Origin of the sequence: Listeria sp. ILCC797 (assembly GCF_900186185.1) — a bacterium.
GTDB classification, from domain to species: domain Bacteria; phylum Bacillota; class Bacilli; order Lactobacillales; family Listeriaceae; genus Listeria; species Listeria goaensis.
The window spans coordinates 163,378-188,593 of record NZ_FYBS01000006.1 but is presented as its reverse complement, the minus strand read 5'-3'; the positions used below and the strand labels follow the sequence as shown (position 1 = coordinate 188,593).

Below are 25,216 nucleotides of genomic sequence, written 5' to 3'. Positions count from 1 at the left end.
GGCTGGCACGATGGATGTGAGCGTACAAAAAAGCATTATTCGGTATGAAAATGGGATAAAACATGAAAAAACGGCAGAAATTGCTGTGGAATATCCGCTGACCATTTATGTGAATAAACAAGAACTTGTAACCATCGTCTGCACACCGGAATATTTAGAGGATTTAATTGTGGGCTTTCTAACGTCAGAAGGTGTCATTCGTGGCGTTTCGGACATCGATAAAATCGAAATCATTGAGGCGACAGGGCACGCGCATGTGACGGCGAATTTCGTCAACCAATTTAACGCCAAGTATCGCGCAAAGCGTTATATTACGTCGTGTTGCGGGAAATCAAGAGAAAATTTTTATTTCCAATCGGATGCCTCTTTGCTTGAAAGTTACAATGAAACGGGGATCTCAATTGGGGTGGCGCAAATTTTTGAAAGAATGCGCGAATTTGAAGCGACATCGGGCACATTTCATCAGACGGGCGGCGTTCATAATGCGGGGCTCACCACGCCTGACGGGCTAATCTGCAGTCGAATGGATATTGGGCGGCATAATGCACTCGACAAGATTTACGGGCATTGTTTAAAAAACGACATTACCGTTTCGGATAAAATTGTCATTTTCAGTGGGCGAATCTCATCGGAAATTTTAGTGAAAACGGCGAAACTTGGCTGCGGTATCATTTTATCGCGTTCGGCGCCAACTGAACTCGCGATTAATATGGCAGCTGAACTTGGCATTACGACAGTCGGTTTTATTCGTCAAGACACGATGAATGTGTACACCAAACCAGAGCGAATATTTTAAACAAAAGGGCTCCTCGTCTTGCGTCTTTTAGCGATTATCCGTTATAATGACGAGTATATGAAGGGAAAGGTGCGATAGACTTGACGATTGATACGATTGTGACAGATATGGACGGAACGCTACTTGTGAGCGCGGGGGACGCGATTCACCCGCACAATAAAGAGCGTTTGCTTGAATGGCAAAAAGACGGAAAAAATTTATTTCTGGCAACTGGTCGTTTAGATTTAGCGATTTTACCATTTATTCACGAGCTAAAAATTACAAAACCAGTGATTTCTTGCAACGGGGGCCTCGTGCGCGATTTTCAAACTGGTGAGATTTTGTTTAAAAGCGATTTAGCGCTAGAAACAATTGAAAGTGTATTGGAAGTGCTTCGCCCGCTAAATGCGAATTATCACATTTATACGACGAAACGAATCTTAGGACCATCTAATTCTGGTAAAATTGCGTTTTTTAACGAACAAAATAAAGTGCTGCCTGAAAATGAACAAGTGCCGATTACGATTACAAAAACGCCGCTTGATGAGCTTGCAGATGGCGAATTCCCGCTGAAAATTTTGGTGATTGAAGAAGACGCCGAAAAGCGCGCAACAATTAAAGAGGCGCTTCGCCCATTTGATTTATCTGTGCTTGCCTCCGCGAAAAATTTGATCGACATTATGAACCCGGGGATTGATAAGGCGCATGGCCTGAACTATTTAGCTGAACATGGCTACATTGATTTAGCGAAAACCGTTTCGTTTGGGGACAATGAAAATGATGTTGGCATGCTCATGTTAGCCAAAATGGGTGTCGCGATGCAAAACGGCATACCGCTCGCTTTGGAACGTGCCGATTTTATCACAAAAACAAATGATGAGGGTGGTTTAGCTCTCTTTTTGGAAGAGCACATTTTGGGCTAAAATTCGCCGCTAGCATCGTTTCATGATATGATAAAACTATCGATAAAGATAGGGAGCTGATGAATTTGGAAGAAAAGTTTGATATTGGACATTTCTTGAAAAAAGCCTTTGTTATTGCCATCGGTGCAAGTTTAATTTTTATTGGTTTTATTGCTCTGTTAACCCTTGTCGGCGTTTTAATTGCAATTCCGCTTCTAAGTAAAGGGAGCAAGCTTCTTTTTGAAAAAAATGATGAAGAAAAAATGTCGCGTAAATTAAAATGGAAAACCCCGCATTGCGAGGCGAAAATTAAATTTAATGAGAGCGACTTATTAGACGAAAAAAGTTAGACTGATAAAAAATGATGCGGCACGCGGCTTTGCCTAGAATCTCATCATTTCTCACCAGTCTAATGTGGCATAGTAATTTTGTTTTGTATCAAACTGCATCTTATAGGTGCAGTTTTTTATTGTCTAAAGCTGAATTTGTATACAGCGAAAGTGGTTACAACTAGAATGATAAAGCTTATGATGAATTCGAAAACCGTAAAATTTTCTTTTGGGAAAAGAATGAAAAATGAGCCAGCAAGCAGTCCGAGTATTCCGGCGTGGGCAGCGGTGCGGAATTTTTGAATGAGAAAACGAATGAGTTTGCTTGTGACGAGAATACCGATAAGAACGCCTAATGCCATGGCGATGATAATTTTAAAATCGAAGTCTATTAACGCATCAAGCGCGGTTTCGTAAACGCCTAGAATCATCAAAATGAGCGCGCCGCTTATGCCGGGGGCAACAAGTGCGATGCTAGCTAGAAAGCCGGCAAAAAAGAGATAGGCATAATCAAAAGCGGTAGCTTGTGTAATTTGGAAATGCGTTTCTTCAAGCGAAAAATTTAAGATTAAAATAAAAGCAAAAAACAGCACCATGATGAAAAAATGCTTGAATTGATAGCGCTCACCGATTTTTTTGCCGCTTTGCCAAATTAATGGGAGCATTCCGAGAATACACCCCATAAATAAAGCGTGAACTTGGACGTTGTAATTTTCTAGTAAATAGTGCACGACCAAAACGGAGACGCCCATTCCGCATGCCATTCCAATTAAAATGGGGAGCAAATAAAGCATGTGCGTTTTCCATTTTTTGGTCGTTAAATGGTGAAGCGCATCGATAATATTTTCATAAATACCAAGCAACATGGCGACGGTACTGCTGCTAATTCCGGGAACTGTTTCGACGGTTCCCATAGCCATGCCTTTAAAAAAGTTAATAACTCGCATACAACACTCCTAGTAAAAAAATTAACAATAAATTGTCTGGAATGTAAATTTTAACATGTTATCAACTGATTGTAAAAAGCAGACCAATTTGTGTGGTAGGTTTCAATTGAAAAGCCAGATGCAATTTTTTGGCGCGCGCTTTCCGCATATTTTTCCCGAAGAGCAGGTTGTTCTAAAAGTTTAGTTAGTTGATTCGTCATATTGGCAACATCGCCTGGTGCGGTCAGAATGCCGTTTTGCTGGTGTTCAATGACGTCTGCGATGCCGCCGATATGCGTGGAAATGTTTGGAATTCCAGCGGCCATGGTTTCTAAAATTGCCATAGGTAGGCCTTCGTGATAAGACGGCAAAAAGTGCAACATGCTCGCTTTTAAAATGACCTGCTGATCCTCTTTTGAAATCCAGCCGCCTAGTGCCACATTTGTAAGCCCGAGCTTGTCAATTTGAGCCGTGACTTTTTCGATTTCCCCGTCGCCGTAGAGCACAAAACGTACATCTGGGAACGCCGGCTGAATGCGCGCTGCCACTTTAAGCAAATCATAGCTTCCTTTTCGCTCGCCGATTCGCCCAAACGTCACAATCGTACGCGCTTTTTTATTATAAAGGGGCTTTTCAGGAAGATGCACCGCGTTTTGAATGACCGAAATCGGCGTTTTAGTTAGCCTCCGGTAAAATTCCGCCCATTCCCCGCTTAAAACCACCACATGATCCGTTTGATTAAACGTTCGACGAATCCAAAATCGCAACATGCGGTTACTTTTTTTATAAAATACATCAAAATGTGATGCGTGCATATGAAATACCGTTTTACAATGGCTTGGAACTAATTTTTTTAAAAAGGCCTTTCGAAAGAAACTGCCCTTTTGCGCGACATGAAAATGCACAATATCAATTTTCTTTTCAAAAATGATGCGCCGAATCGAACGAAGCGCCCGCCATTCAGTCTGCCATTTGTTTTCCGCAGACCATGAACTGAAAAAGAATAAATGATGCGTATCACTCGTATAATACTGTTTGAAATTCGCGATGACCGTTGCCATTCCGCCTTTTTCCTTTGGGTTTGGACCGACCATTAAAATGTTCATTCATTTTTAATTCCTTTCTTTTGAAGTAAACGAAACGTTTGTTTGAGCTCTTTTTGATAAAGGACAATCAGGAAGATGAGCGCACTTAAAACGAGTCCTTTTTCGAGCAAAGTGTCTTTAAAAATAACGCTGTAAAGTGATAAACCGTATAACAGCCCCGTTACGATGATGTGGCGTGTGACGGAAAAGCCTTCCCAAATGCGCATGGAGAAGAAAGTGCGGGCGAGAAAGTAGCTGATGAAGGCGGTTCCCGTTGCGATAGCGGCTCCAATTGCGCCATAAACTGGGACGAGCGCAATGTTTAGCGCGACAGAAATGACGAGGGCGATGATCGACACGTAAATGTTTAGCACGCTTTTCTTTAAAAAAACGATGCCGAGATTTGTCGTTTCGCTAACCGTCATCATGAGCGGATAGAAGCAGAGAAACGGGAAAATATATTGTGCCTCGCTGTACGCTGGCGAGAGAATCACGACAATCCAGTCCTTAAAGAAAAGCATAACGAGGAAAAAGAACGCGACTCCAAACATGACCGTATCGCTCACCCTTTTGTAGTAGATGACGGGCTTTTTCTGCTCGTACCATTCGTAGGCAGTAGGAATCCAGAAATTCCCAAAACTCACCTGCAAAACCATTAAAGCACTGGCGATTTTAAACGCTGCAGTATAAATCCCAAGCTCGTCAAAGCTCGAGAAGTAGCGCAAAAATAATTTGTCGATGATGAGAAATAAACTGTAAAGAAAAGTACCAATTGCAACAGGCAAACCAAATTTAGCCAGATGTTTAATGAGCGCTTTGTCCGGTTTTTGCCTGAACGTTTTAAACAGTGGCAAGTTAAACAAAATAAGAATGAAATCCCCAATCATCTGCCCAATTAACATGCCGTAAACAACGGTAATAAAAGTAGGCTCAAATAAAAGCAATGCCGTGATTGTGCCAACTAAAATGGCCAACTTAATACCAATACAATAAATAGAAAAAGTAATCGCTCGATTTTCCATTCGAGCAAACAATAAAATGAAACGTTCAAAAATGAGTAAAATGATGGAGAAAGCAAGCAAATAAACAGCAACTTCATAATTTGAATCCGCAAAAAGCCATTCGGAAATTGTAGAAGCAAATAGACACATGCCCGCAATTAAAATGCATGAAGTAAAAAGCGGCGTCATCATCGATTGAATAAGCAAACGCGTTTTTTGCGCGTAACTATGAAATTCCCTTGTAAAAGCTTGATCAAATCCTAAGTAAATCACATAAATAAGAAGCGTTTGCGCGAGTAGAAACATACTTGTTTTCCCGTATTCTGCGGGCGTTAAAAAGTAAGTTGTGATAGGTATCAATATTAAATTGAGGAGCGCCGCGCCGAGTGAGCCGATTGAAAATTGCCCAAACCGAATTAATAATTTCTTCAAATGAATCTCACTCTTTCTTTGATAAAATAATCCCGCCGCAAACAAGTCCTAAAAGGGTTGAAGAGAGCGCTGAAAACAAGACGTGCCCGGCGAAAAAACTATATAGAATAATGATGAAAAAGAGAAAACTATGGAGCGAACGATTTTGTTTTTTTAACGCAATCACACCGTAGTAGCCTAACAAAGTAACAAGAAGTAGGATCCCGAACAGGCCGAGCCCAAATAACGTATCAAAAAAATCCATTTCGATTAATCCAAGCCGGCCATACTGTTCTAATCGATATTCAAAACCTTGACCAAAAGCTACCGTGAAAATAGGGTGTAAGCTATCTAGGAAAAAGCTTAATCCGCCTTCCAAAAAATCACTTCTTGAGCTCGTTAACAAACGAACTAAATTTCCGTCGTATAAATGATAAAAATACACCATTCGGTCGTACGTCCCTGCAATCAGTTGTCCCGCATAGGCCAAGCCGCGAACGAGCAACCATCCAACTAAAAAGAGACAAGCAAACCAAACGAAGATTTTCTGTGTCACTGAACGATATCTAACGAAAAATAAAAGGCGAATGAGCACGATGACACTTATCACAACACCATAAACAATGCCAGTTTTCGTCCCAACGAGTAATAAACAAAGCATATTTCCGGAATAAAGCAGAAGAAAGAACAGCAAGCGGAAATTCCATCTTCCTTGTAACGATTGAATGAGTGCTTGAGCCGTAAAGGTTAGCGATACAATAAAAGCAAAACTTGTGTCATTATTCGCAAAAAAGAAGCCTTTATAACCAGCGTCTGAATTATCATAAGTCTGGTGCCCAACACCTAGTGCATAAGGGACAAGTAGAAGTACCGTAAATAGTAGGCTGATGACAATAAAAATTTTTTCATAATGCAGCGCTTGAAATAGCGTTTTTCGTTGATAAATATAGTACGGAATGAGTGCCCATAAAAAATATTTAACAAATACAGAAATATCCGCAGCAATCCAAGTGAATGGATTTTGTAAAATTATACTTTGGAAAAGCAAGATGCCAAGATTGCCAGCAATAAACAGGAAGGTGACAAACGTTAAAGCCGTCTTAGGAATCTTTTCAATACAAATCATGCTAATGAGAAAGATAAAAAAGAAAAAACGATAGACAATGCCAATGGGAATCATATAACCAGATGTCAGGAAAAAACCATTTAAGAAATCAATGAGCGGGAAAATCGCAACAAGTACAATAAAAACAGCTATATTTAGCGGTGTTTTTGCCATCTTATGCCTCGTCTGCTTTTTTCCCGAAGAACGTGTGTCAGGAAGCGGAAATTCCCGATGATATAGCGTTTAAACATGCGCCTAGGTTCCTGTATAAAGCGGTAAAACCATTCCAGCCCAGCTTTTTGCATCCATCTTGGCGCGCGTTTTGTCTTACCAGCAAGCACATCAAAACTCCCGCCAACACCCATCGCAAAAGGCACTTGCATCATTTCCTTGTGGCTGTGAACCCAAAATTCTTTTTTGGGGGAGGAAAAAGCGACAAATAATATATCCGCACGACTGGCCCGAATCTCCTGCGCAATTTGAACCGATTCTAAATCATCAAAATAGCCATTGCGAAACCCCGCAATCTCTAAACCCGGATAAGCTTTCAAATGCTTGTCTACAACACACTTCACCACTTCCTCCGTCGCCCCAAAATAGTAGAGCCGCCAGTTCTTTTGTGCCGCCAGAGCCACCAAATTTTCAAATAAATCAATTCCCGTCACGCGTTCCGGCACATCATAGCCTAGAAAACGCGCCGCCCAAACAATAGACTGACCATCTGCATTCACAAGCGGACTTTCATTTACAATCGCCCGAAGCGCCGCATCCTCCGCCATCAAATTTATTTTGCTCGCATTAATCACAACATGTTGACTCGGCTTTTGGTTTAAAATAAGGTGCTCAATACGCAGGAGCGTTTCATTCATCGTAAGCGCATCTAAGTCACTGCCCAGCAAATGAATTCTCTTTTCTTCCTTCACGCTAATACGCTCCTTTTGGTACGAGCAGGACAACAAAAGTTTTGAAAAAAATTTTAAAGTCCATTTTCCAAGACAGGTGGCGAATATAATGCAAATCCAGTTCCACCATTTCCTCAAAGCTAAGCTCGTTTCGTCCGCTTACCTGCCATAATCCCGTACAACCAGGAGTGACAAGAAGGCGTTGTTTATCGTACGTAGAATAAACGGCAACTTCGCGCGGTAGCGGCGGCCTAGGCCCAACAAGGCTCATATCACCTTTTACTACGTTCCAAATTTGTGGCAACTCATCCAAGCTCGTTTTGCGCAATAAGCGGCCGATTTTTGTTATGCGAGGATCATTTTTCATTTTAAACATCGCACCTGTAACGTCGTTTAGTTTTAAAATCGTACTTAATTGGGATTCAGCATCCGTACACATCGTTCGGAATTTGTACATATAAAAAACTTTCCCATTTTTTCCTACACGCTCTTGCTTGAAAATAACTGGAGCTTTCCAGTCAGTCACTTTAATGCAAATCGCTACGAAGAGAAAAAGCGGGGACAGGAGAAGTAACGCAAACACGCTTAAAAAACGGTCGCAACGAATCTTCCATTTCGTATAATTTGTTTTATCAGTCGCTTGGAATGCCATGCTGAGTTTACTTTGTTCCATGTACTTAGCTCCTTAGTAATAATAGTTTTCGGTATTTTTTGTACCGTTAAAAATGACGCCAATTAATTTAGCTTTTGAAAGCTGAAGTTGCTTGGCTGCATATTTTGCTTGTTCTTTTAAAGTCTTTTGATACCTACAAATCAAAATGGTACCATCTGTTTCGTCCGCTAAAACAAGTGCATCTGAAACAACTGTAATAGGTGGCGTATCAATGATGATTTTATCGAAACATTCCCGTAATCTTCCGATAAGATTAGCCATTTTTTGAGAGGAAAGTAAGTCGTTTGGATTCGGAGGTATTGTGCCGCTAGTTAAAAGAGCGAATGACGCTGAATCTAGCAACACCTCTTGGAGCCCATCTTCTAACTCGATCTCATTTGTAATCACGTTGGACAAACCAAGATGTAAATTTTTTGAAAATCGTTTATGTAACATAGGTCTACGCATATCGGCATCGATTAAAAGTGTGCGTGCCCCTTTTTCGGCATAAGCGATTGCAAGGTGGGAGGCTACGGTGGATTTTCCAGTGCCTGATTCTGGAGAAGTAATTAAAATGACTTGCCTATCTTTATCAATTCCAGATAAATCAATCCCAGTACGAATTAATTTAAATTGTTCACTTGTAGGAGAGTAGTAATTGCTTCTAGAATTTTTATTTGATGGATACATATTCACCTTGCTCCTTTTCTTAGTTTCATTGGGATTTCATCACTTATTTGAATTAATTTCACTACACCGAGCACATGTATGTGTAAAAATTTCTCGATTTCATTTGTTGAAGTAAACGTACGCCTGAATAATAATTTGATGAAAATAAAACTAAAGTCGAAGTAAATTCCTGTAAAACCAGCAATTTTAAGTAGCCAATTTTGTTGTGGCAAGGCATGCTCAAAAGTCTGCGAACTCGATTCCATATCGAATTGTTCAGTGTCTAATTCCGGAGAAGTAATGAAAGTGACTCGCTTATTTTTATTATCTTCAGTACTGGAACATTTTTTTCTGAATAAACGCATTTATCTGGCTCCTTTTTGTAGTCTTTTTTTGGCCCGTTCAAAAGCATGAAATGTACTCACTTCACCCAGCACATTTAGCTGTAAAATCTCTTCAATTTCATCTGCCGAGGTAAACGTACGCTTAAACAATAATCTGATGAAAATAAAACAAAATGCGAAAAAAAGTCCCATAAATACGGCGAGTATAAGCAACAAAGTTTTTTGAGGCGCAATCGGCGTCTCGTTGCCTAAAAACTGGGCTTCTGATAAAGTAGTCACATTATCGACTTTCATGATACTCGGCATTTCTTTAGTGAATACCTTAGCAGTGGAATTAGCAATTTGAGCGGCTAGTTTTGGATCTGGATTTTTAACACTTATATCAATGACCTGTGAATTAGTCGCGTTTGTTACCTGAATCATTTCTGCTAGTTCCTCTGTGTCATAAAGATTTCCCAAGTCTTGCTCAACGCCATTTAAAATCCGCGGACTTAAAATAATTGAGCTGTACGTGTCTACCAGTTGCAAGTCCGCCTGCACAGTTTGTGAATCTAAACTATCATTTGGCGAGCTTTCAGACTGATTAACTAAAATTTGTGTGCTCTTTTGATAAATAGGAGTGGCGATGTACTGGAGATAGATGAACATACAAAGAACTGTCATTGTGACAATTCCAACAATCCACCAACCATTTTTGCGAATAGCAAGCATAATTTGTTTTAAATCAATTTGTTCGTTCATAATATTCTCCTAGTTTATAAAGCTTTTGCTTCTTTTTTTGTCAGTCGGAAGATGGCCGAGTGTAAAGTGCTGTTCAAAAGCATTTTTTCTAGAAATACAATTCTTTGTATCGAATAAAATGGGGGTTCTCATACCATGAATGATGTTATCAGGCATCGCCTTAAATGCATCATGGTCAGTTAAAACGAGCGCTAAGTCGCTCCCTAAAAGAGCCGATTCAAGGCTATATGTATCTGAACTTGCTACATAAGGGTCAAATGTACGAATGTCATACGCCGTTAAGGTTTGCAGCTGGTTTACAATTTGGAGGGCGGGGCTTTCACGCGTGTCGTCTATATTTCCTTTGTAGGCTAAGCCTAATACGGTTATCGTTTTTCCATTATTTTCCTCCATAATTGTGAGTGTTTTTTGGAAAATAAAATTAGGCATATTACGATTTATTTGCCTTGCTTGGCGGATAAGCCGTGCTTCGTTCGGGGCCTCTGCAATGATGAAATGTGGATCAACGGCTAGGCAGTGGCCGCCTACGCCAGGACCCGGTTGGTGAATATCTACCCTTGGGTGTTGATTGGCCAGCTCGATTACGCTTAGCGCATCAATGCCGAGTTCGTCGCCGATTTGGACAAGTTCATTGGCGAGCGCAATATTGGTGTCGCGATATGTGTTTTCCATCAGCTTAGACAATTCTGCGACACTCGCAGTCGCGCTCAGCAATTTGCCTTGCACAAAAAGGCCGTATATTTCTTTAACCTTTTCGGTGCACTTCTCTGTGACCCCGCCAATAATGCGGTTATTGTAAACAAGTTCGTGCAAGATTTTCCCCGGAAGAACACGCTCCGGACAATGCGCCAGAAAAATATCTTCGCCAGTAACAAACCCTTCTTTTTGGATTAAAGGTTGGATAATGTCCTCCGTTACGCGCGGTGAGATGGTAGATTCAACGATAATCGTATTGCCCGATTTCAAATGTGGCAGAATCGACTCCATCGCCTGTTTGACGTACGTTAGGTCGCAACTCCCGAATTCATCTTCCACATTCGGCGTCGGAACAGCAATAATAAACACATCACCGGTTTCAGCTGTTAAACTCGCTTTAAATTTCTGCTTCGCCAGCGCGTCCGTCAAATATTCCGCTAAACCATACTCTTCAATGGGCACCTGCCCAGCGTTTAAAAAGTCTACCACCCGCCTAGAAACATCCACCCCAACGACATCCGCCCCGTGTTTCGCGAACATAAGCGCAGTCGGAAGTCCAATATAGCCCAGTCCGATTATGACAATTTTCATGATTCCTCCACATCCCACTCAGCCAATTCTTTATCTAGTGGTTTATAAATAAGTTTCGTCGCCGTTTGATTTTCCGGAATTGCAAAAGAAGCTTTGCCTTCAAGTGTTTTGCCTGGCTTAATTTCATCGCCGAACATCGCCATCGAAGGATCGACCTCAATTTCCTTACCATCTTTCGTTTTTAAAACAAAATCCACCGCACCCAGTCCTTTATTGGTAGACGCCATATTCTCACCAGAAATTGTAAAAGTATATAATTTCTGCGTTTCTTTCTCCGTCACTTTTTCATTTACTTCCTGATTTTTGATTACAATTTTAAGCCCGTCTACAACCGTATCCTTTGTTTCAGCTTTTGCCTTTTGTTCAGTTTTCTCTGCTTTATATTCTTGATTCCCGTCACTTGAACACGCCGTTAGTAGTAATACACTACTTAGGCCAATGCTAATTAAAGCTTTTTTCATAAAAGTTGCACCTCATTTGTTTTAATAAACGGTTCGCTAGCCGCAACTAGCGAACCAATCACTTACTTACGGATTAACAAGCGTCACTACTTTTGTGTCTAAAATTTTGGTTTCACGTGTAGTTGTGCGATACATCGCTTGAATCTCAACTTCATCGCCTGATTTAATATAGTTTGGTGAGATGAAGAAGCTAAAAGTTCCATCTGGATTAAAAACGCCGCCCCAGCGATTTGTTGGCGTTCCATTTACAACTAATCGTGCGAAATTAATATCCCCCGTATATTCCCCGGTAATTTCTGAAGATCCTAGTGTATAGTCAGAGGGAGTAATGGTACCTTCTAAAGTCGCGATTTCTACTTGTTTCGTATCAAGGAGTTCAGTCTCCCCAGAAACTGCCAGATTGAATCCTTTGATTGTAACAACGTCCCCAAGTGTAATTTGAGTAGGATTAACGTAGAAGGCGAAAGTTCCATCTGGGTTAAAAACGCCACCCCAAGCTACAGACTCACCGTTTATGAGCAGCTGTGCAAAATTAATATCCCCAGTAAACTGCCCCGTGATATTCGAAGTACCAAGTGCATAGATGTCCGGTAAAAGAGTACCTTCTAAAGCTGAAATCTCAATTTGTTCTGTTGCAAGAATCTCAGTATCTCCAGAAGTTGCACGATTGAATCCTTCGATTATGACGATGTCGCCAAGCTTAATTTGCGTAGGATTAACATAGAAGCTGAAAGTTCCATCTTCGTTAAAAGTTCCACCCCAAGCGATAGATTCACCGTTTATGAGCAGCTGTGCAAAATTAATATCCCCAGTAAACTGCCCCGTAATATTTGTAGTACCAATTTCATATACATCAGGGGAAAGAGTGCCTTCTAAAGTCACAATTTCCACTTGTTTTGTATCAAGAATTTCAGTCGCACCAGTAGTCGTACGATTGTATCCTTCCATTGTGACGATATCACCAAGTTTAATTTGCGTAGGGTTAACATAGAAGTTGAAAGTTCCATTTTCGTTAAAAGTTCCGCCCCATGCAATAGACTCGCCATTTATAAGTAGGCGTGCAAAATTAATATCGCCAGTAAATTGCCCTGTAATGTTCGAAGCGCCAATTGTATATGCGTCTGGCAAAAGAGTACCGGCTATCGCTGCAATCTCCACCTGTTTTGTATCAATTAGTTCCGTATTTCCCGCAGAATCACGGTAAAATCCTCGAAGTGTTACGGTATCCTCAGAAGTAATACGGTTAGATTTAACATAGAAGTTAAAAGTTCCGTCAGCATTAAAAGTTCCACCCCAACCAACAGATTCACCGTTTACAAGAAGCTGTGCAAAATTAATGTCCCCAGTAAATTCACCTGTAATATTTGACGTTCCAAGTGAGTATTCATCAGGAGTAAGGGTACCTTCTAGCGCTGCAATTTCCACTTGTTTTGTATCGAGGATTTCAGTTTCCCCAGAAGCTGTGCGGTAGAACCCTTCGATGGTAATAACGTCACCAAGTTTAATTTGCGTAGGGTTAACATAGAAGCTGAAAGTTCCATCTGTGTTGAAAGTTCCGCCCCAACTAACAGGTATGCCATTTACTAAAAGTCGAGCAAAATTAATATCACCAGTGAATGAACCGCCAATATTTGATGTGCCAAGCGAGTATGGTTCAGTTGTAAGAGAACCTTGCGGAATAACTTCCACTTGTTTCGTATCAAGGACTTCTCTCTCTCCAGAATCATTTCTGTGAATGCCTCGAAGTGTTACGGTATCGCCAAGCTTAATTGTCCCAGGTGCAACATAGTAGCTAAACGTACCATCAGCGCTAAAAGTTCCGCCAAAGCTCACGTGTACATCATTTACTAGAAGCTGTGCATAGTTGATATCACCAGTGAATTCCCCAGTAATGTTTGAATTTCCATTTAAATAAGCAGCTGGGCTAAGCGTACCGCTCAAATTACTAATAATCTCAACGTTTTTACGATCCAATTCTTCACCATTTTTGTCTAAAGCTACGATTTCGACCGTATCGCCAACTTTAATCGATTCGGTTGATACAGGGAATTCAAATGTCCCGTCAGCCTTAAAGTCACCGCCATTCGTTGAAGTGTCATTCACATAAAGGCGTGCGGATGTAACATCCCCCGTAAACTCACCAGTTATAGCTTCATCCCCAATTGTAAAAGCGTTAGGAGTAATTGTTCCAGACCGAGTAATCGCCTGAACTGTAGTAGAAGCCACGTTAGATGTTAATGCATTAAAAGTCGCCTGAGCCGTTACTTCTGTATCAGCTTCTTGGGCAGGAATTGTGACGCTATAGTTGCCTTCACTATCAATTGTTCCAGAGCCAAGTACAGAGTTATTTGCTTTGATTTCAATTAGCGAATTTGGTTCGCCCGTTCCAGTAACGGTTGTCGATTCCTCCGTTAATGAATTAATCGTCGTTTCAATTAGTTCAACTTTCGCGAAACTACCACCAGTGATTTTTCCTGTAGAGCTTGTTTTGAAATCATCTTTGAAATTGATGTTGTTAGAAACTAATTTAGATTGTGATACACTTGATGAGTAGCCGTTCAAATTGAAGGTGGCTACTAATGGGCCAGCATAGTTAATAGGTTCAGAAGTCAATGCGCCGCGATTCCAAACTTGGATTCCTTCTTGGGATTCAAGCGTAACATCGCTAGAACGTGAGTAAGTGCCAAAAACAGCACCCCTATCATTGTTGTTCGTAATAGAGAAATTTGAACCATCTTCAAAAACCAATTGGTCACCAGTAATAATCGTTCCTTGAGTACCCTTTGAGGTGACTTCAAAAGTTGCGCCAGACTGTACGAAAATAGAACCGCTTGTTGCTTCTAGAGCTTCTTCAACTGTATCACCAGAATTTGCTTTTAAAGTACTACCGTTATTAAACTGCATAGTGCTATAAGTACTTAAGTGAATATTTTGATATCGGTCGGATGTTAGATCCATATGTCCATTATTTATAAGTTTTGTGTTTGTTGTTCCCCAAATGTTTGCCGCAGCTGATTTAATGTTTAAATGGGCACCTTCCCCAACAATTAGTTGACTGTCAGTCTTCATTAGAGTGACGGGTGCTAATGATCTGTTTATGGTAGTTGATTCAAAATCAACAGTGGCACCCGGTAAAACGGTCATTTTATTACCTTGGTAAACTTCTTCACTAGTTGACATACTAGATACTTGCCCGTCAAGAATTAATTCTCCAGAAGGTAAGTAAACCAGTTGTCTCCCCGTATGTTCAACATCTTTGTAAGTAACTTTAACATCGTTAGCATCGCTCCAAAATAGGCCATAAACGTCTGTATTGATAATTTTTATATTATCCATTTTGGCAACTGCTCCAGAAGAAACTAATTTAATTTGTTTGAGGTTGGCATTAATTGTGAAACCATTACCATGAATGGTTTTGTTTGTACCACGAGGATATAAGGTGGAACTTAATGTAATATCGGCACCTAATGTGATATCTGTTATCTCATTATCGAGAAGCGCTGATTTTAGCTCCGTAAATGTGTTTACTGTAATGCCGTTTGCCGCGTTTAAATTTGTTTGCGCTTCGCCTTCATTTGCAGATGCACTAACAGGCAGAATGGTTGTGGCAAGTTGGCCAACAAATAAGATACTTACCACGCTTAAAATAATTCCTTTTTTCATAATATGCTCCTTTATCAATTCTCTTAATTTTTGTGGGTTAAAAATATTCTTCAACAGTTACATACGATGCACCTCCTTGTATAAAATATGTATAATTCTGAATCATTTAGTAAGAAATGTTCGATTCTAGAAGTTGTTGATTAACTTTGATACGAGGGCCTCTATTGTCAATCAAATTTTCGGTTTTCATTTTCGAAAAAAGTTTTTGGAAATACCGATACTCAACTCTCGAATAATCAGACAATATTTTCTTTGTAATTGCTTTTGGTAAAATCGTATGTTCCCCTTCGTTAATACCGATTTCCCTGGATAAGTCTAGCACGGAAGCTGCAACTCGATCTTCGCGTGATAAATTGGAAAGATACATCATACGTTTGTGAGTTTTTGTAATAGTAGTTGACATGTCTCGAATTAGTAGTTCCATAAAAGCGGGTCGGATGGCTAAGTAGTTAAGCAAGTATTCTTTATCTACGCTAATAACAGTGCATGCGGTTATGGCAATAACTCGTTCTTCTGAGTGAGCTTGATTGGTTAACCCGTTATATAGTCCAATTACATTCCCAGTTTTTAATAAATTAATAATAAATTCGCTTTGATAATCTGTATTTATTTTTTTTGCCAACCCGCTTACGACAAATAAAACAGAAGTTTGACTCTTGTTTGAGTCAAAAATAGTTTGTCCCATTTTTGCCATAAATTTAACGACATGCGCTTCACAAACTTTATTAATATTTAGTTCTTCTAGCATGCTTTGTATCGAGATATCCGAACTTATATACTCCATAAATGAATTAGAGGCCTCCTTTGTATTCTTAATTAGTATACAAAAAAAGAACAGAAATTTTTGTGTTAATAGACCCTATTACTACTGTCTAAATGTGACAACTTTTTGACAACCACCTCATCATTCTCTAATTTTTATGGAGAAAAAGGAACATATAAAAGAACAATTTAGACATTATTGTTTTGAAAAATGGATAGCGTTTACATCTATGTGTTTTCGCCGTAAGCGTGAGAGGAGTTCGTGTAATTATTAACAATTTGCCAAATTTAACCGCTTTTTTTGTAATCAAAATTTTAAATGAATTACGCTTTATTTTTGAAATATCGGGGAATAGGTAACCAAGAAGAGGTGGATAAAAATGAAAGCAGTTGGTCTATATCGCTACTTACCAATTTCTGATGAAGCAAGTTTAATAGATGTAGAAATGCCTTTGCCGGCTCCCCGAAAGCATGATTTGCTTGTTAAAATTGCAGCCGTTTCAGTCAATCCTGTGGATACAAAACTTCGCGCCCCAAAAAGTCAAGTTGAAAAAGAACCGAAAATTTTAGGATTTGATGCAGTCGGAACTGTGGAAGCAATTGGCGGCGGGGTGTCGCTTTTCCAAATTGGCGAAGAAGTTTATTTTGCTGGTGATGTGACTAGGCAGGGGAGTAACGGCGAATACGCACTAATTGATGAGCGATTAGCGGGACACAAACCTAAAAATTTGACGAACCAAGAAGCGGCCGCAATGCCGCTTACGACCATCACCGCATTTGAAGCGTTGTTCGACCGCTTGCAAGTTGAAGCAGGAAAATCCATTTTAATCATAAATGGTGCAGGTGGTGTGGGTTCTGTTTCGACGCAACTAGCGAAAATAGCGGGGCTAACTGTGATTTCCACCGCAAGTCGAGAAGAAACGATAGCTTGGACGAAAGCTCACGGCGCCGACTTTGTTATTAATCACCGAGCAAATATGCTGGAAGAACTCCAAAAAGTGGGTTTTCAAATGGTGGATTACATTTTATGTTTACACGACACCTATCAACATTTTAATTTCATGGAGCAGGCGATTGCGCCGCAAGGGAAAATTTGTTCCATCGTTGAACTTACGCAGCCAGTTCAGATGAGTGTATTAAAAGATAAAAGCGCTACTTTCAGTTATGAGTTCATGTTTACACGGTCGAAATATCAAACAAAAGATCAGATGAGACAACACGAAATTCTAGAGCAAGCCGCTATTTATTTAGAAACAGGCCAATTGAAATCCACGTTGAACAAGGTACTTGCGCCAATAAATGCGAAAACACTTCGAAAAGCGCACCAAATCATTGAAGAAGGACATATGGTTGGAAAATTAGTTGTGGAAGGATTTGATTACGATGACAGATAAACGAGTATCGCTTTATATTGCGACTAGCCTAGATGGTTATATTGCTGATAAACTAGGGAGTGTAGAATGGCTTGAAAGTATTGATAGCGAAGGCGATGCAGGTTACCAAGCTTTCTTTGATAACGTTGACACAGTCGTTATGGGTCGTACCACGTACAAACAAATTTTTTCGTTAACGGACTCATTCCCTTATAGTAAGAAAGACGTATATGTTTTTTCGAATAAAAAAGCGGGTACGGCAGACGAATACGCCGATTTTGTTTCCGGAAATATTAATTCATGGCTAAACGAAATTGATGGGGAGCACGTCTGGCTTGTAGGCGGAGCCGAACTCGTTAAGCAATTCTTAAAAGAAAAAGCTATTGATAAATTTGTGATAACCATTGCGCCCATCATACTTGGCGAAGGCATTCCGCTTTTTGAAGCCGATGACCGCCATAATCTCGTCTTAGAGGATGTCAAACGCTTTGGTCAATTTGCACAATTAGTTTATAGAAACGAGGAATAAAAATGAAACTTGCAACCTTTGATGTGGATGCACAAAATGGGTTTAGTCCAGTTTGCCCAAATGAATTGCCCGTCCCAAACGCCGAGGAAATCGTCCCAGAACTCGAATACATGGCCAAATTTGGCGCTGCCCGAATTGGTAGCAAAGATGCCCACCCAAGAAACGCCGTCTGGGTTGTCCAGAACCCGTCAGATATGTTAAAACCGCTTGATTACCCGAATGCCGATTTAACATGGGTTAGACACTGCGAACCCGGCACGAAAGGATTTGAGCTCCTAGAAGGACTACCAGCGCCCACCGAATATGATTATTTCGTTTGGAAGGGTATGGAGCGAAATCTCCATCCTTACGGGGCATGTTATCACGATATCCGCGAAGAACTCTCAACCGGCGTCATCGAATACCTTCGCCAAAACGAATTTGATGCCGTCCTAATCGGCGGGCTCGCATTTGATTTTTGTGTCAAAACAACTGCTCTTCAATTGGTTAAAGCTGGATTTTCCGTGGCCATTTATTTACCCGCAACGCGTGCGCTCACAGAAGAAGGCTACAAGCAAACGAAAGCTGAATTAGAAGCCACGCCCAACGTGAAAATACTCGAAAATCGCGAAGAATTGAGTGCCTACCTAGCCTAATTTTTTAAAAGAAGGTGAGAGAAATGAAGAAAGTCGGAACTTTTCCAAGTATGATAATTTTTATCACGGTGGTCGCTTCCATCGCGTGTTATCCGCTACTCCCAACTGAAATAGCCGTACATTTCGGAAGCGATTTCTCTCCAGACATGTTTATGCAAAAATGGCTGGGACTCGTCCTAATGCCGTTTCTGATGATTATGTTTACCGGTACCGAATATTATGGGAAAGAAAAAGTAAAAGAAGAAAGTAAATTAGAATTCGAATATTGTTTTAGGCTGCTCCTTGTTTTGTTGGCCATCATTCAGCTTAGCATTATCGCGTATGGACTCGGCTATCAAATCCCTACCGGCCGCTTTGCACTTATTGCCGCAGGCTCATTCATGCTTCTTGTGGCCGCGTATTTATCCTACTCAAAAAAGGTGTTTTTGTTTTTAAGAATGTTAGGTTTCAAGAAAGTGGATGCCTATTCTAAAAACTTATGGAAAAAAATTACCATTGTGACACTTACTGTTTCTGGTGTTTCCTGTTTAATTTTAGCAATTTTCATGACAAATGACCCAAGCTTCCTGATGATAAGTATGTTTGCGGGCATGTGCGTCATCGTAGTAGGTTCCGGAGTTTATCTTAATAAGAAGTAAAAGTGATACAGTTTTTATTTACAAGTAATACAGTTCCATATATAATAAAAGGCGGAAGTTCTGTACATAGATGACAGCGCACCGTCTTTTTTTGATGTGAAGAAAAGCGCTTCCAAAAGGAGAGATACGATAAAAAGGAGGAACAAAGTTTGCGAAAAAAAGTCGTTATAAGTTTGTTGTTACTCAGTTTAGCGCTACTCGTTGCTTGCGGAGCAGAAAAGGACAATACGGGGGAATCTGCTGACAAAAAAACAAGCAAAACAGTGAATATCATGGAAACGAGTGCGATTCCAAATGCAAGCCCAATTTTAGCAGACAACAGTGTAAGTTTTCGGGCAATCAATCAAGTTTTCGAAGGACTTTATCGTTTAAATAAAGAAGGGAAGCCAGAACTCGCGCTGGCTGAAAGCGAACCAGACGTAACAAATGATGGCAAAACCCTTACTTTTAAAATAAAAAAAGAGGCCAATTGGTCAGACGGTTCCCCAGTTACAGCGGCAGATTTTGAATACGCTTGGAAAACCGTTGTGGATCCTAAAACGGCGGCAGCTTATGGGCCACAAATGGAAGAAATCGTCAAAAATGCCACGCCAATTTTAAAGGGCGAAATGGGTCCGGATAAATTAGGCGTTAAAGCGCTTGATGATAAGACGCTTCAAGTCGAATTGGAAAACCCTGTGCCCATCTTCAAAGAGCTTTTAACAACGGGAACTTTCTTCCCGCAAAAACAAGCGTGGCTTGAAAAACAAGGTAACCGTTACGGCACATCAAGCGAAACATTGCTTTCAAACGGACCTTATACTCTGGAAAATTGGGACGGTACGAAGCTAAGTTGGGATTACGTGAAGAATCCGAAATATTGGGATGCTAAAAATGTGCGTACTGATAAAATTCATGTAACGGTTGTGAAAGACACTAACGCAGCTTTAAACTTATATAATACTGGCAAACTAGATCGTATTGAGCTTGATGGCGATTTTGTTAAGCAGTTTGAAAGCGATAAAAATTTCCATACATCACTTACGGGGCGCTCTGTTTACATGAAAATGAACCAAGGCAAGGACGGTGTGAAAACGGAGTTAGCTAACGTAAATATTCGCCGCGGACTTGCGGAAGCGATTGATAAAGCTAGCATGGTGGATACACTTCTTGCCAACGGTTCGAAACCGCTTGACGGAGTTGTTCCGGGTGAAATCATGTTCAGTCCTAAAAATGGCGAAGACTTCCGTAAACTTAATGGAAGCCTAATTCCTTACAACCAAGCAGAAGCGAAACGGTATTTTGAAAAAGGATTAAAAGAAATTGGCAAAAATAATCTTACGTTAACGCTAACAGCTGGCGACACATCGCTCCAAAAGAAACAATCTGAGTTCATTCAAAATCAGTTGGAAACCCATTTGCCGGGCTTAACGATCAAATTGAAAAATGTGCCTACGCAAGTGAGCTTTAAAGCAGATGTGACGCAAGATTTTGAGTTGCTATTAGGCGGCTGGGGCGGCGACTATCAAGACCCGCTCACCTACTTGAATCTATTTTTGACAGACAGCCCTGGTAATCATACAGGTTTTAGTAATGCCAAATACGATGAGCTTGTTCTAGGCGCAAAAGGAAAACTTTCCAATGATTTAAACGCACGATTTGATGCCCTGCTACAAGCCGAGCAAATCTTATTGAAAGAAAATGCCGTCTTAATCCCGCTATACCAAAGCGGTCGTGCCTATTTACAAAATCCCGATTTACAAGACTACATTACCTACCCAATCGGCGCGGAAAATTATAAATGGATAGCTAAACAATAAGTAAAACCCCCGCATTATGAGCGATTCTCCAAAAAAAATTAACTTTTGGAGGACGCGGCATTAAATGCGGGGGTTTTTTAGGCTGAAATTGAAATCAGTCTGGCGATGTACAAATTTTCAGCCTGCAGCCTTTCGTAAAGAAATGAAATTTTAACTATAATCAATTTATCAAGTTAAACAAAAGGGGTTACAAATTATGAAAAAGGGTTGGTTTGGCGTCTTAGCCGCAATTTTTGTCATCACAATGGTGTTTGTTGAACTTGCTTCGCCCTTTGCGCAAGCAGCAGATACATATACTGTGTCCATCACAAACCCAGGCGAAAAAGTTACAAAATCCAATTTTAAAGGCTATGCTTTTAATGAAGAATGTAAAACAGCAACAGGGAAAACAATGAAACTTCGGTTTTATTCAAATAAACCTTTAAAAGAAGACAAGGCATATCGTCTTGTGATTCAAGACAACAACATGGTTACGCAAACAAAAGAATTAAACGACACGACCGTTGTATCGGCCAAATAAAATTAGAAAAGAGGAACAGATATGAATCAATTTTGGAAATATTTCTTCACAATTATTTTAGCGATTATTGCTTTAAACATTGTTTTTAAAATTATTGGAGTTACTTTACACTTCTTGCTCCCAATCCTTATTTTAGCAGGGATTGTGTTCTTGATTAACAAGATTTGGAATGGCAAACCAAAACGTAATCACTACGATTACTAAAATTTCTAAAAAGCTCCCTAAGCTTTTCATATATTGAGCGAGGCACAAGCCTCGTTCTTTTTTTGTTTTGGAACAGAAAATATGGGAACTAAAATAAAAATCGGGTTTTTGGAGGGATTTCCTTGAAAAAGCAACCTATAATAAAATTATTGGTCGGAATAACGGTGGGGATTTTTGTTTTGCTTATAAAAGCAAGAAAAGTGAAGTAAAAGAGCTATTTTCCGCCGTTCTACCCACACATTAAATTGGTTATGTTATAATGACAAAAAAGAATGTGGAGGTTTTCAGTGGGTGATGATTTTAGAAAATACTTTACTTAAGCAAGAAAAATGGCGTTTTTTAGATCAGACTACGCCAAATCCGGCTTTTGATGCACTTCAATCATATGCAACGGATGACACGCTTTGCCGTTTTATCGGGGCTGAACTAAGTCCACCGACAGTTCGCGGCTGGGTGCACGAGAAAACAGTCTCAATCGGGATACAAGATACAAAGCTTCCGAACTTGCAAGAAGGGATTCGTTTTTTGGAAAAAGAAGGCTACCGAGTAGTGCTTCGGAATTCAGGCGGTCTTGCCGTCGTCTTGGATCGAGACATTTTAAATCTCTCTCTTGTTTTACCAGATGTTCGAAAAGGCATTGCAATTAATCGTGGCTACGATACTATGCTCACATTAATCCAAGATATGTTTGCAGATTTTAATCAAGTTATTAAAGCTTATGAAATTGAAAACTCCTATTGCCCGGGGAGTTATGATTTAAGCATAGATGGAAAGAAATTTGCTGGTATTTCTCAGCGCCGCATGGCAAGAGGGGTCGCGGTACAAATTTATCTAGGCATAGACGGAAATCAAGATGAGCGCGCCGAATTAATTCGTTCTTTTTACCAAAAGAGTGGAAAAGATTTGCAAGATAAATATCATTTTCCAGATGTGGATAAACGTGTCATGAGTACACTTTCAAAGCTGTTAGATACGGAACTCAGTTTAAATGATGTCGTATTGCGTTTACTGAACAGCATGCGATTTTATGCGGACGATTTGTTTTCAAGTACGCTTTCTGCGGAAGAACTGGATATGCTTCCGACGTATTATGAGCGTATTTTAGAGAGAAATAGAAAGATTATGTAAGGGGTGTGACGTAATATGGGTTATGTGAATCAGAAACTAGATGAAGGCAAGGTTTTTAAAGATCCCGTTCATGGTTTTGTACACGTATCTGACCAAATGATTTGGGATTTAATTGCAACAAAGGAATTTCAACGTTTGCGGCGAATTCGGCAACTCGGCACTACCTCATTAACGTTTCACGGGGCTGAGCATAGTCGTTTTAACCATTCTTTAGGCGTGTATGAGATTGTACGCCAAATTATTGATGTTACTTTTGCAGGTGAGTATCAGTTGTCAGACGAGGAGCGCATGACGGTTCTATGCGCAGCGCTACTTCATGATTTAGGACACGGCCCGTTTTCGCACGCTTTTGAGAAAGTTTTTCATACCGACCATGAAGCTTACACCCAAAAGATTATTATGGGAAAAACCGAGGTAAGAGAAGTTCTGCTTCGGGCTGGAGACGACTTCCCGAGCCTAGTAGCCTCTATCATAAATAAGACTCACGAAAACCAAACGCTTGTAAAATTGATTTCAAGTCAACTCGATGCCGATAGAATGGACTATTTATTGCGTGACGCTTATTATACGGGCGTTAGCTACGGAAAGTTTGACATGGAACGAATTCTACGCGTTTTACGTCCAAGCCCAGATGGAAATGGTGTCATCATTAAATATTCTGGCATGCACGCTGTGGAAGACTATTTAATGAGCCGTTATCAAATGTACCAACAAGTTTATTTCCATCCTGTAAGTAGAAGTGGTGAGGTTTTACTGTGGAAGATTTTAAATCGCGCCAAGTCGCTTTATTTAGCGGGCTATGAATTCAAAATGTCGCCCGTACAAATCATCCCTTTTTTAAAAGAACAAGTGTGTTTAGAGGAATATATTGCGCTCGACGATTCGATTTTAACGTTTTATTTTTCTGTTTGGCAGCATGAAAATGATGAGATTTTGAGTGACTTATGCAATCGCTTCTTAAACCGACGTTTGCTTCGTTACGTGGATTACGATCCATCTAAGGATGCCGATTTCTACAATCGTTTAAAAGGCTGTCTTGAAAAAGCTGAAGTTGATCCAGCCTATTATTTAGTTGTCGACTCCTCATCTGATTTACCATATGATCTCTATAAACCAGGCGCTAGTTCAGGAAAATCGCCTATTCAACTTCTTCTACCCAACGGAGATTTAAAAGAATTATCTACGGAATCACCAATTGTTGAATCCATTGGCGGGAAAATCCGTACCGATATCAAACTATATTTTCCGCTTGATTTTATTGAAAATGGTCGTATTCCAGCCGAAATCGCAGAAGAAATGGTCACGTTAATTCATGAAAAGCAGAACAGCTAAAAAGCCCTTTAAAAAGGGCTTTCCAGACTGATGACAAACGGCGATCCCTGCGCTCTGCCTAATTTTTCACATAATCAGACAAGCTTGCAGGTGGATTATGAGTCTGATTTGCGCACGCCGGCGACGCCGTAATCTGTTTTTTTCATTTCTTCTAGAATGACGTGAATATTTTCTTTAGGTGCATTTAGATTTTTAGAAACAGCATCTGTCACGTCTTTCACTAGGTCGCGTTTTTGGTCATCATTTCGACCTTCTAAAAATTTGATAGTTATGATGGGCACGTTTAATCACCTCGATATCATCTTTATTTATCATTATTATATATCAAAAAATTCACTTTCGAAAGGAAATTTAAATGAGTAATTTTTTAGCCTATCCGTTAGAAATGCTGCCATACGTTGTGGTCACTATTTTGATTGCTTTTACTGTTCATGAATGGGCTCATGCTATTACCGCACTCGCGTTTGGAGATGACACGGCGAAAAATGAAGGGCGACTTTCTATTAATCCGCTAGTCCACGTAGATTTAATTGGTCTTTTGATGGTGGTTATTGTTGGATTTGGTTGGGCAAAGCCGACACCAGTAAATCGATTTAAATTAAAGAAACGCCGATTAGGAAGTATTATCGTTTCTCTTGCTGGACCAATTAGTAATTTGTTACTGGCTTTTTTAGCAGTGGGCATTTTTTCTTATTTTACGGGAGGATTAGGAATTGGCGAAATCGATGCCATTTGGTCGATCTTTTTGACGATTTTTATTCAACTAAACCTCGTGTTGTTTGTGTTCAATTTAATCCCGTTTCCACCACTAGACGGTTATCAAGTGTTAGTGGAGTTTTTGCCCAATCGATTGCGTGCGAAAATCCAACCACTTGAGCAATATGCATTTTTAATTTTTCTAATTATCGCCTTAACGCCACTTTATGCGATTACAATTGGTCCGATTTTTAATATTTTCATTCCTAAAATCTTGGAACTTATGATGACCTTTTGGACAGGCATTTTATTTTGAGTTAGGTTGATTTTCCAGTCTTTTTTAACTA

Annotated in this window: 27 protein-coding genes; 13 read left to right on the top strand and 14 right to left on the bottom strand. The window is 40.1% G+C overall.

Annotation, left to right across the window (positions count from 1 at the left end):
* The first annotated feature begins 10 nt into the window (after positions 1-10).
* From fdhD to BN1609_RS08295, 3 genes are all read left to right on the top strand, one after another.
* Positions 11-796: a formate dehydrogenase accessory sulfurtransferase FdhD gene (gene fdhD / locus BN1609_RS08305; protein WP_088809835.1), complete on the top strand. Its 786-nt coding sequence runs from the start codon at positions 11-13 to the stop codon at positions 794-796.
* 107 nt (positions 797-903) lie between these two features.
* On the top strand, positions 904-1,698 hold the full coding sequence (locus BN1609_RS08300; protein WP_088809836.1) for a Cof-type HAD-IIB family hydrolase: 795 nt from the start codon (positions 904-906) through the stop codon (positions 1,696-1,698).
* 65 nt (positions 1,699-1,763) lie between these two features.
* The gene (locus BN1609_RS08295; RefSeq protein ID WP_088809665.1) at positions 1,764-2,027 is read left to right on the top strand and encodes a hypothetical protein; all 264 of its coding nucleotides are present in this window, start codon (positions 1,764-1,766) and stop codon (positions 2,025-2,027) included.
* 116 nt (positions 2,028-2,143) lie between these two features.
* On the opposite strand, the gene BN1609_RS08290 is transcribed toward BN1609_RS08295, so the two are convergent.
* The 13 genes from BN1609_RS08290 to BN1609_RS08230 all read right to left on the bottom strand — a co-directional run bounded on the left by BN1609_RS08290 (position 2,144) and on the right by BN1609_RS08230 (position 16,037).
* A complete protein-coding gene (locus BN1609_RS08290) occupies positions 2,144-2,953 on the bottom strand; it encodes a DUF368 domain-containing protein (RefSeq protein ID WP_088809666.1) in 810 nt (269 codons plus the stop codon).
* A gap of 50 nt (positions 2,954-3,003) precedes the next feature.
* Positions 3,004-4,038 (bottom strand): glycosyltransferase family 4 protein, encoded by a 1,035-nt coding sequence (locus BN1609_RS08285; protein WP_088809667.1) that lies wholly within the window; start codon positions 4,036-4,038, stop codon positions 3,004-3,006.
* Positions 4,035-5,450 carry a lipopolysaccharide biosynthesis protein gene (locus BN1609_RS08280; protein WP_088825740.1) on the bottom strand — a complete coding sequence of 472 codons (1,416 nt, stop codon included), beginning with the start codon at positions 5,448-5,450 and terminating at the stop codon, positions 4,035-4,037. The genes BN1609_RS08285 and BN1609_RS08280 overlap by 4 nt, the downstream gene beginning before the upstream one ends.
* Before the next feature lie 7 nt (positions 5,451-5,457).
* Positions 5,458-6,708 carry an O-antigen ligase family protein gene (locus BN1609_RS08275; protein WP_088809669.1) on the bottom strand — a complete coding sequence of 417 codons (1,251 nt, stop codon included), beginning with the start codon at positions 6,706-6,708 and terminating at the stop codon, positions 5,458-5,460.
* Positions 6,690-7,403 (bottom strand): WecB/TagA/CpsF family glycosyltransferase, encoded by a 714-nt coding sequence (locus tag BN1609_RS08270; RefSeq protein WP_088825745.1) that lies wholly within the window; start codon positions 7,401-7,403, stop codon positions 6,690-6,692. The genes BN1609_RS08275 and BN1609_RS08270 overlap by 19 nt, the downstream gene beginning before the upstream one ends.
* 55 nt (positions 7,404-7,458) lie before the next feature.
* Complete coding sequence (locus BN1609_RS08265; RefSeq protein WP_088809670.1) at positions 7,459-8,109, bottom strand: sugar transferase; 651 nt, start codon at positions 8,107-8,109, stop codon at positions 7,459-7,461.
* Between the two features lie 12 nt (positions 8,110-8,121).
* Complete coding sequence (locus BN1609_RS08260; RefSeq protein ID WP_088809671.1) at positions 8,122-8,778, bottom strand: CpsD/CapB family tyrosine-protein kinase; 657 nt, start codon at positions 8,776-8,778, stop codon at positions 8,122-8,124.
* A gap of 2 nt (positions 8,779-8,780) precedes the next feature.
* Complete coding sequence (locus tag BN1609_RS08255; RefSeq protein ID WP_088809672.1) at positions 8,781-9,122, bottom strand: hypothetical protein; 342 nt, start codon at positions 9,120-9,122, stop codon at positions 8,781-8,783.
* Positions 9,123-9,842 (bottom strand): YveK family protein, encoded by a 720-nt coding sequence (locus BN1609_RS08250; protein ID WP_088825738.1) that lies wholly within the window; start codon positions 9,840-9,842, stop codon positions 9,123-9,125.
* 9 nt (positions 9,843-9,851) lie between these two features.
* Entirely contained in the window at positions 9,852-11,129 is a 1,278-nt protein-coding gene (locus tag BN1609_RS08245) for a nucleotide sugar dehydrogenase (protein WP_088809674.1), read from the bottom strand.
* Complete coding sequence (locus BN1609_RS08240; protein ID WP_088825737.1) at positions 11,126-11,590, bottom strand: DUF4352 domain-containing protein; 465 nt, start codon at positions 11,588-11,590, stop codon at positions 11,126-11,128. The genes BN1609_RS08245 and BN1609_RS08240 overlap by 4 nt, the downstream gene beginning before the upstream one ends.
* A gap of 66 nt (positions 11,591-11,656) precedes the next feature.
* On the bottom strand, positions 11,657-15,253 hold the full coding sequence (locus BN1609_RS08235) for an immunoglobulin-like domain-containing protein (RefSeq protein WP_159458331.1): 3,597 nt from the start codon (positions 15,251-15,253) through the stop codon (positions 11,657-11,659).
* A gap of 106 nt (positions 15,254-15,359) precedes the next feature.
* The gene (locus tag BN1609_RS08230) at positions 15,360-16,037 is read right to left on the bottom strand and encodes a Crp/Fnr family transcriptional regulator (protein ID WP_088809676.1); all 678 of its coding nucleotides are present in this window, start codon (positions 16,035-16,037) and stop codon (positions 15,360-15,362) included.
* Between the two features lie 358 nt (positions 16,038-16,395).
* Between BN1609_RS08230 and BN1609_RS08225 the strand changes: the two genes are divergently transcribed.
* From BN1609_RS08225 to BN1609_RS08185, 9 genes are all read left to right on the top strand, one after another.
* Positions 16,396-17,409 (top strand): zinc-binding alcohol dehydrogenase family protein, encoded by a 1,014-nt coding sequence (locus BN1609_RS08225; RefSeq protein ID WP_088840738.1) that lies wholly within the window; start codon positions 16,396-16,398, stop codon positions 17,407-17,409.
* Positions 17,399-17,917 (top strand): dihydrofolate reductase family protein, encoded by a 519-nt coding sequence (locus BN1609_RS08220; RefSeq protein WP_088809678.1) that lies wholly within the window; start codon positions 17,399-17,401, stop codon positions 17,915-17,917. The genes BN1609_RS08225 and BN1609_RS08220 overlap by 11 nt, the downstream gene beginning before the upstream one ends.
* 2 nt (positions 17,918-17,919) lie before the next feature.
* Positions 17,920-18,552: a nicotinamidase gene (locus BN1609_RS08215; RefSeq protein WP_088825736.1), complete on the top strand. Its 633-nt coding sequence runs from the start codon at positions 17,920-17,922 to the stop codon at positions 18,550-18,552.
* Between the two features lie 23 nt (positions 18,553-18,575).
* Positions 18,576-19,190 carry an SdpI family protein gene (locus BN1609_RS08210; RefSeq protein ID WP_088809680.1) on the top strand — a complete coding sequence of 205 codons (615 nt, stop codon included), beginning with the start codon at positions 18,576-18,578 and terminating at the stop codon, positions 19,188-19,190.
* Positions 19,191-19,339: 149 nt separating this feature from the next.
* The gene (locus BN1609_RS08205; RefSeq protein WP_088840737.1) at positions 19,340-20,989 is read left to right on the top strand and encodes a peptide ABC transporter substrate-binding protein; all 1,650 of its coding nucleotides are present in this window, start codon (positions 19,340-19,342) and stop codon (positions 20,987-20,989) included.
* A 196-nt stretch (positions 20,990-21,185) separates the two neighbouring features.
* Complete coding sequence (locus BN1609_RS08200; protein WP_088809682.1) at positions 21,186-21,509, top strand: YxeA family protein; 324 nt, start codon at positions 21,186-21,188, stop codon at positions 21,507-21,509.
* Between the two features lie 21 nt (positions 21,510-21,530).
* Positions 21,531-21,713, top strand: coding sequence for a hypothetical protein (locus BN1609_RS08195; RefSeq protein WP_088809683.1), 183 nt, complete (start codon positions 21,531-21,533; stop codon positions 21,711-21,713).
* A gap of 294 nt (positions 21,714-22,007) precedes the next feature.
* Positions 22,008-22,841 (top strand): biotin/lipoate A/B protein ligase family protein, encoded by an 834-nt coding sequence (locus tag BN1609_RS08190; RefSeq protein ID WP_088809838.1) that lies wholly within the window; start codon positions 22,008-22,010, stop codon positions 22,839-22,841.
* A 15-nt stretch (positions 22,842-22,856) separates the two neighbouring features.
* On the top strand, positions 22,857-24,173 hold the full coding sequence (locus BN1609_RS08185) for an HD domain-containing protein (RefSeq protein ID WP_088809684.1): 1,317 nt from the start codon (positions 22,857-22,859) through the stop codon (positions 24,171-24,173).
* Between the two features lie 95 nt (positions 24,174-24,268).
* On the opposite strand, the gene BN1609_RS08180 is transcribed toward BN1609_RS08185, so the two are convergent.
* Positions 24,269-24,454, bottom strand: a complete 186-nt coding sequence (locus tag BN1609_RS08180; protein WP_088809685.1) for a 2-hydroxymuconate tautomerase — start codon at positions 24,452-24,454, stop codon at positions 24,269-24,271.
* A gap of 74 nt (positions 24,455-24,528) precedes the next feature.
* Between BN1609_RS08180 and BN1609_RS08175 the strand changes: the two genes are divergently transcribed.
* Positions 24,529-25,185 (top strand): site-2 protease family protein, encoded by a 657-nt coding sequence (locus BN1609_RS08175; RefSeq protein WP_088825734.1) that lies wholly within the window; start codon positions 24,529-24,531, stop codon positions 25,183-25,185.
* Positions 25,186-25,216 lie beyond the last annotated feature (31 nt).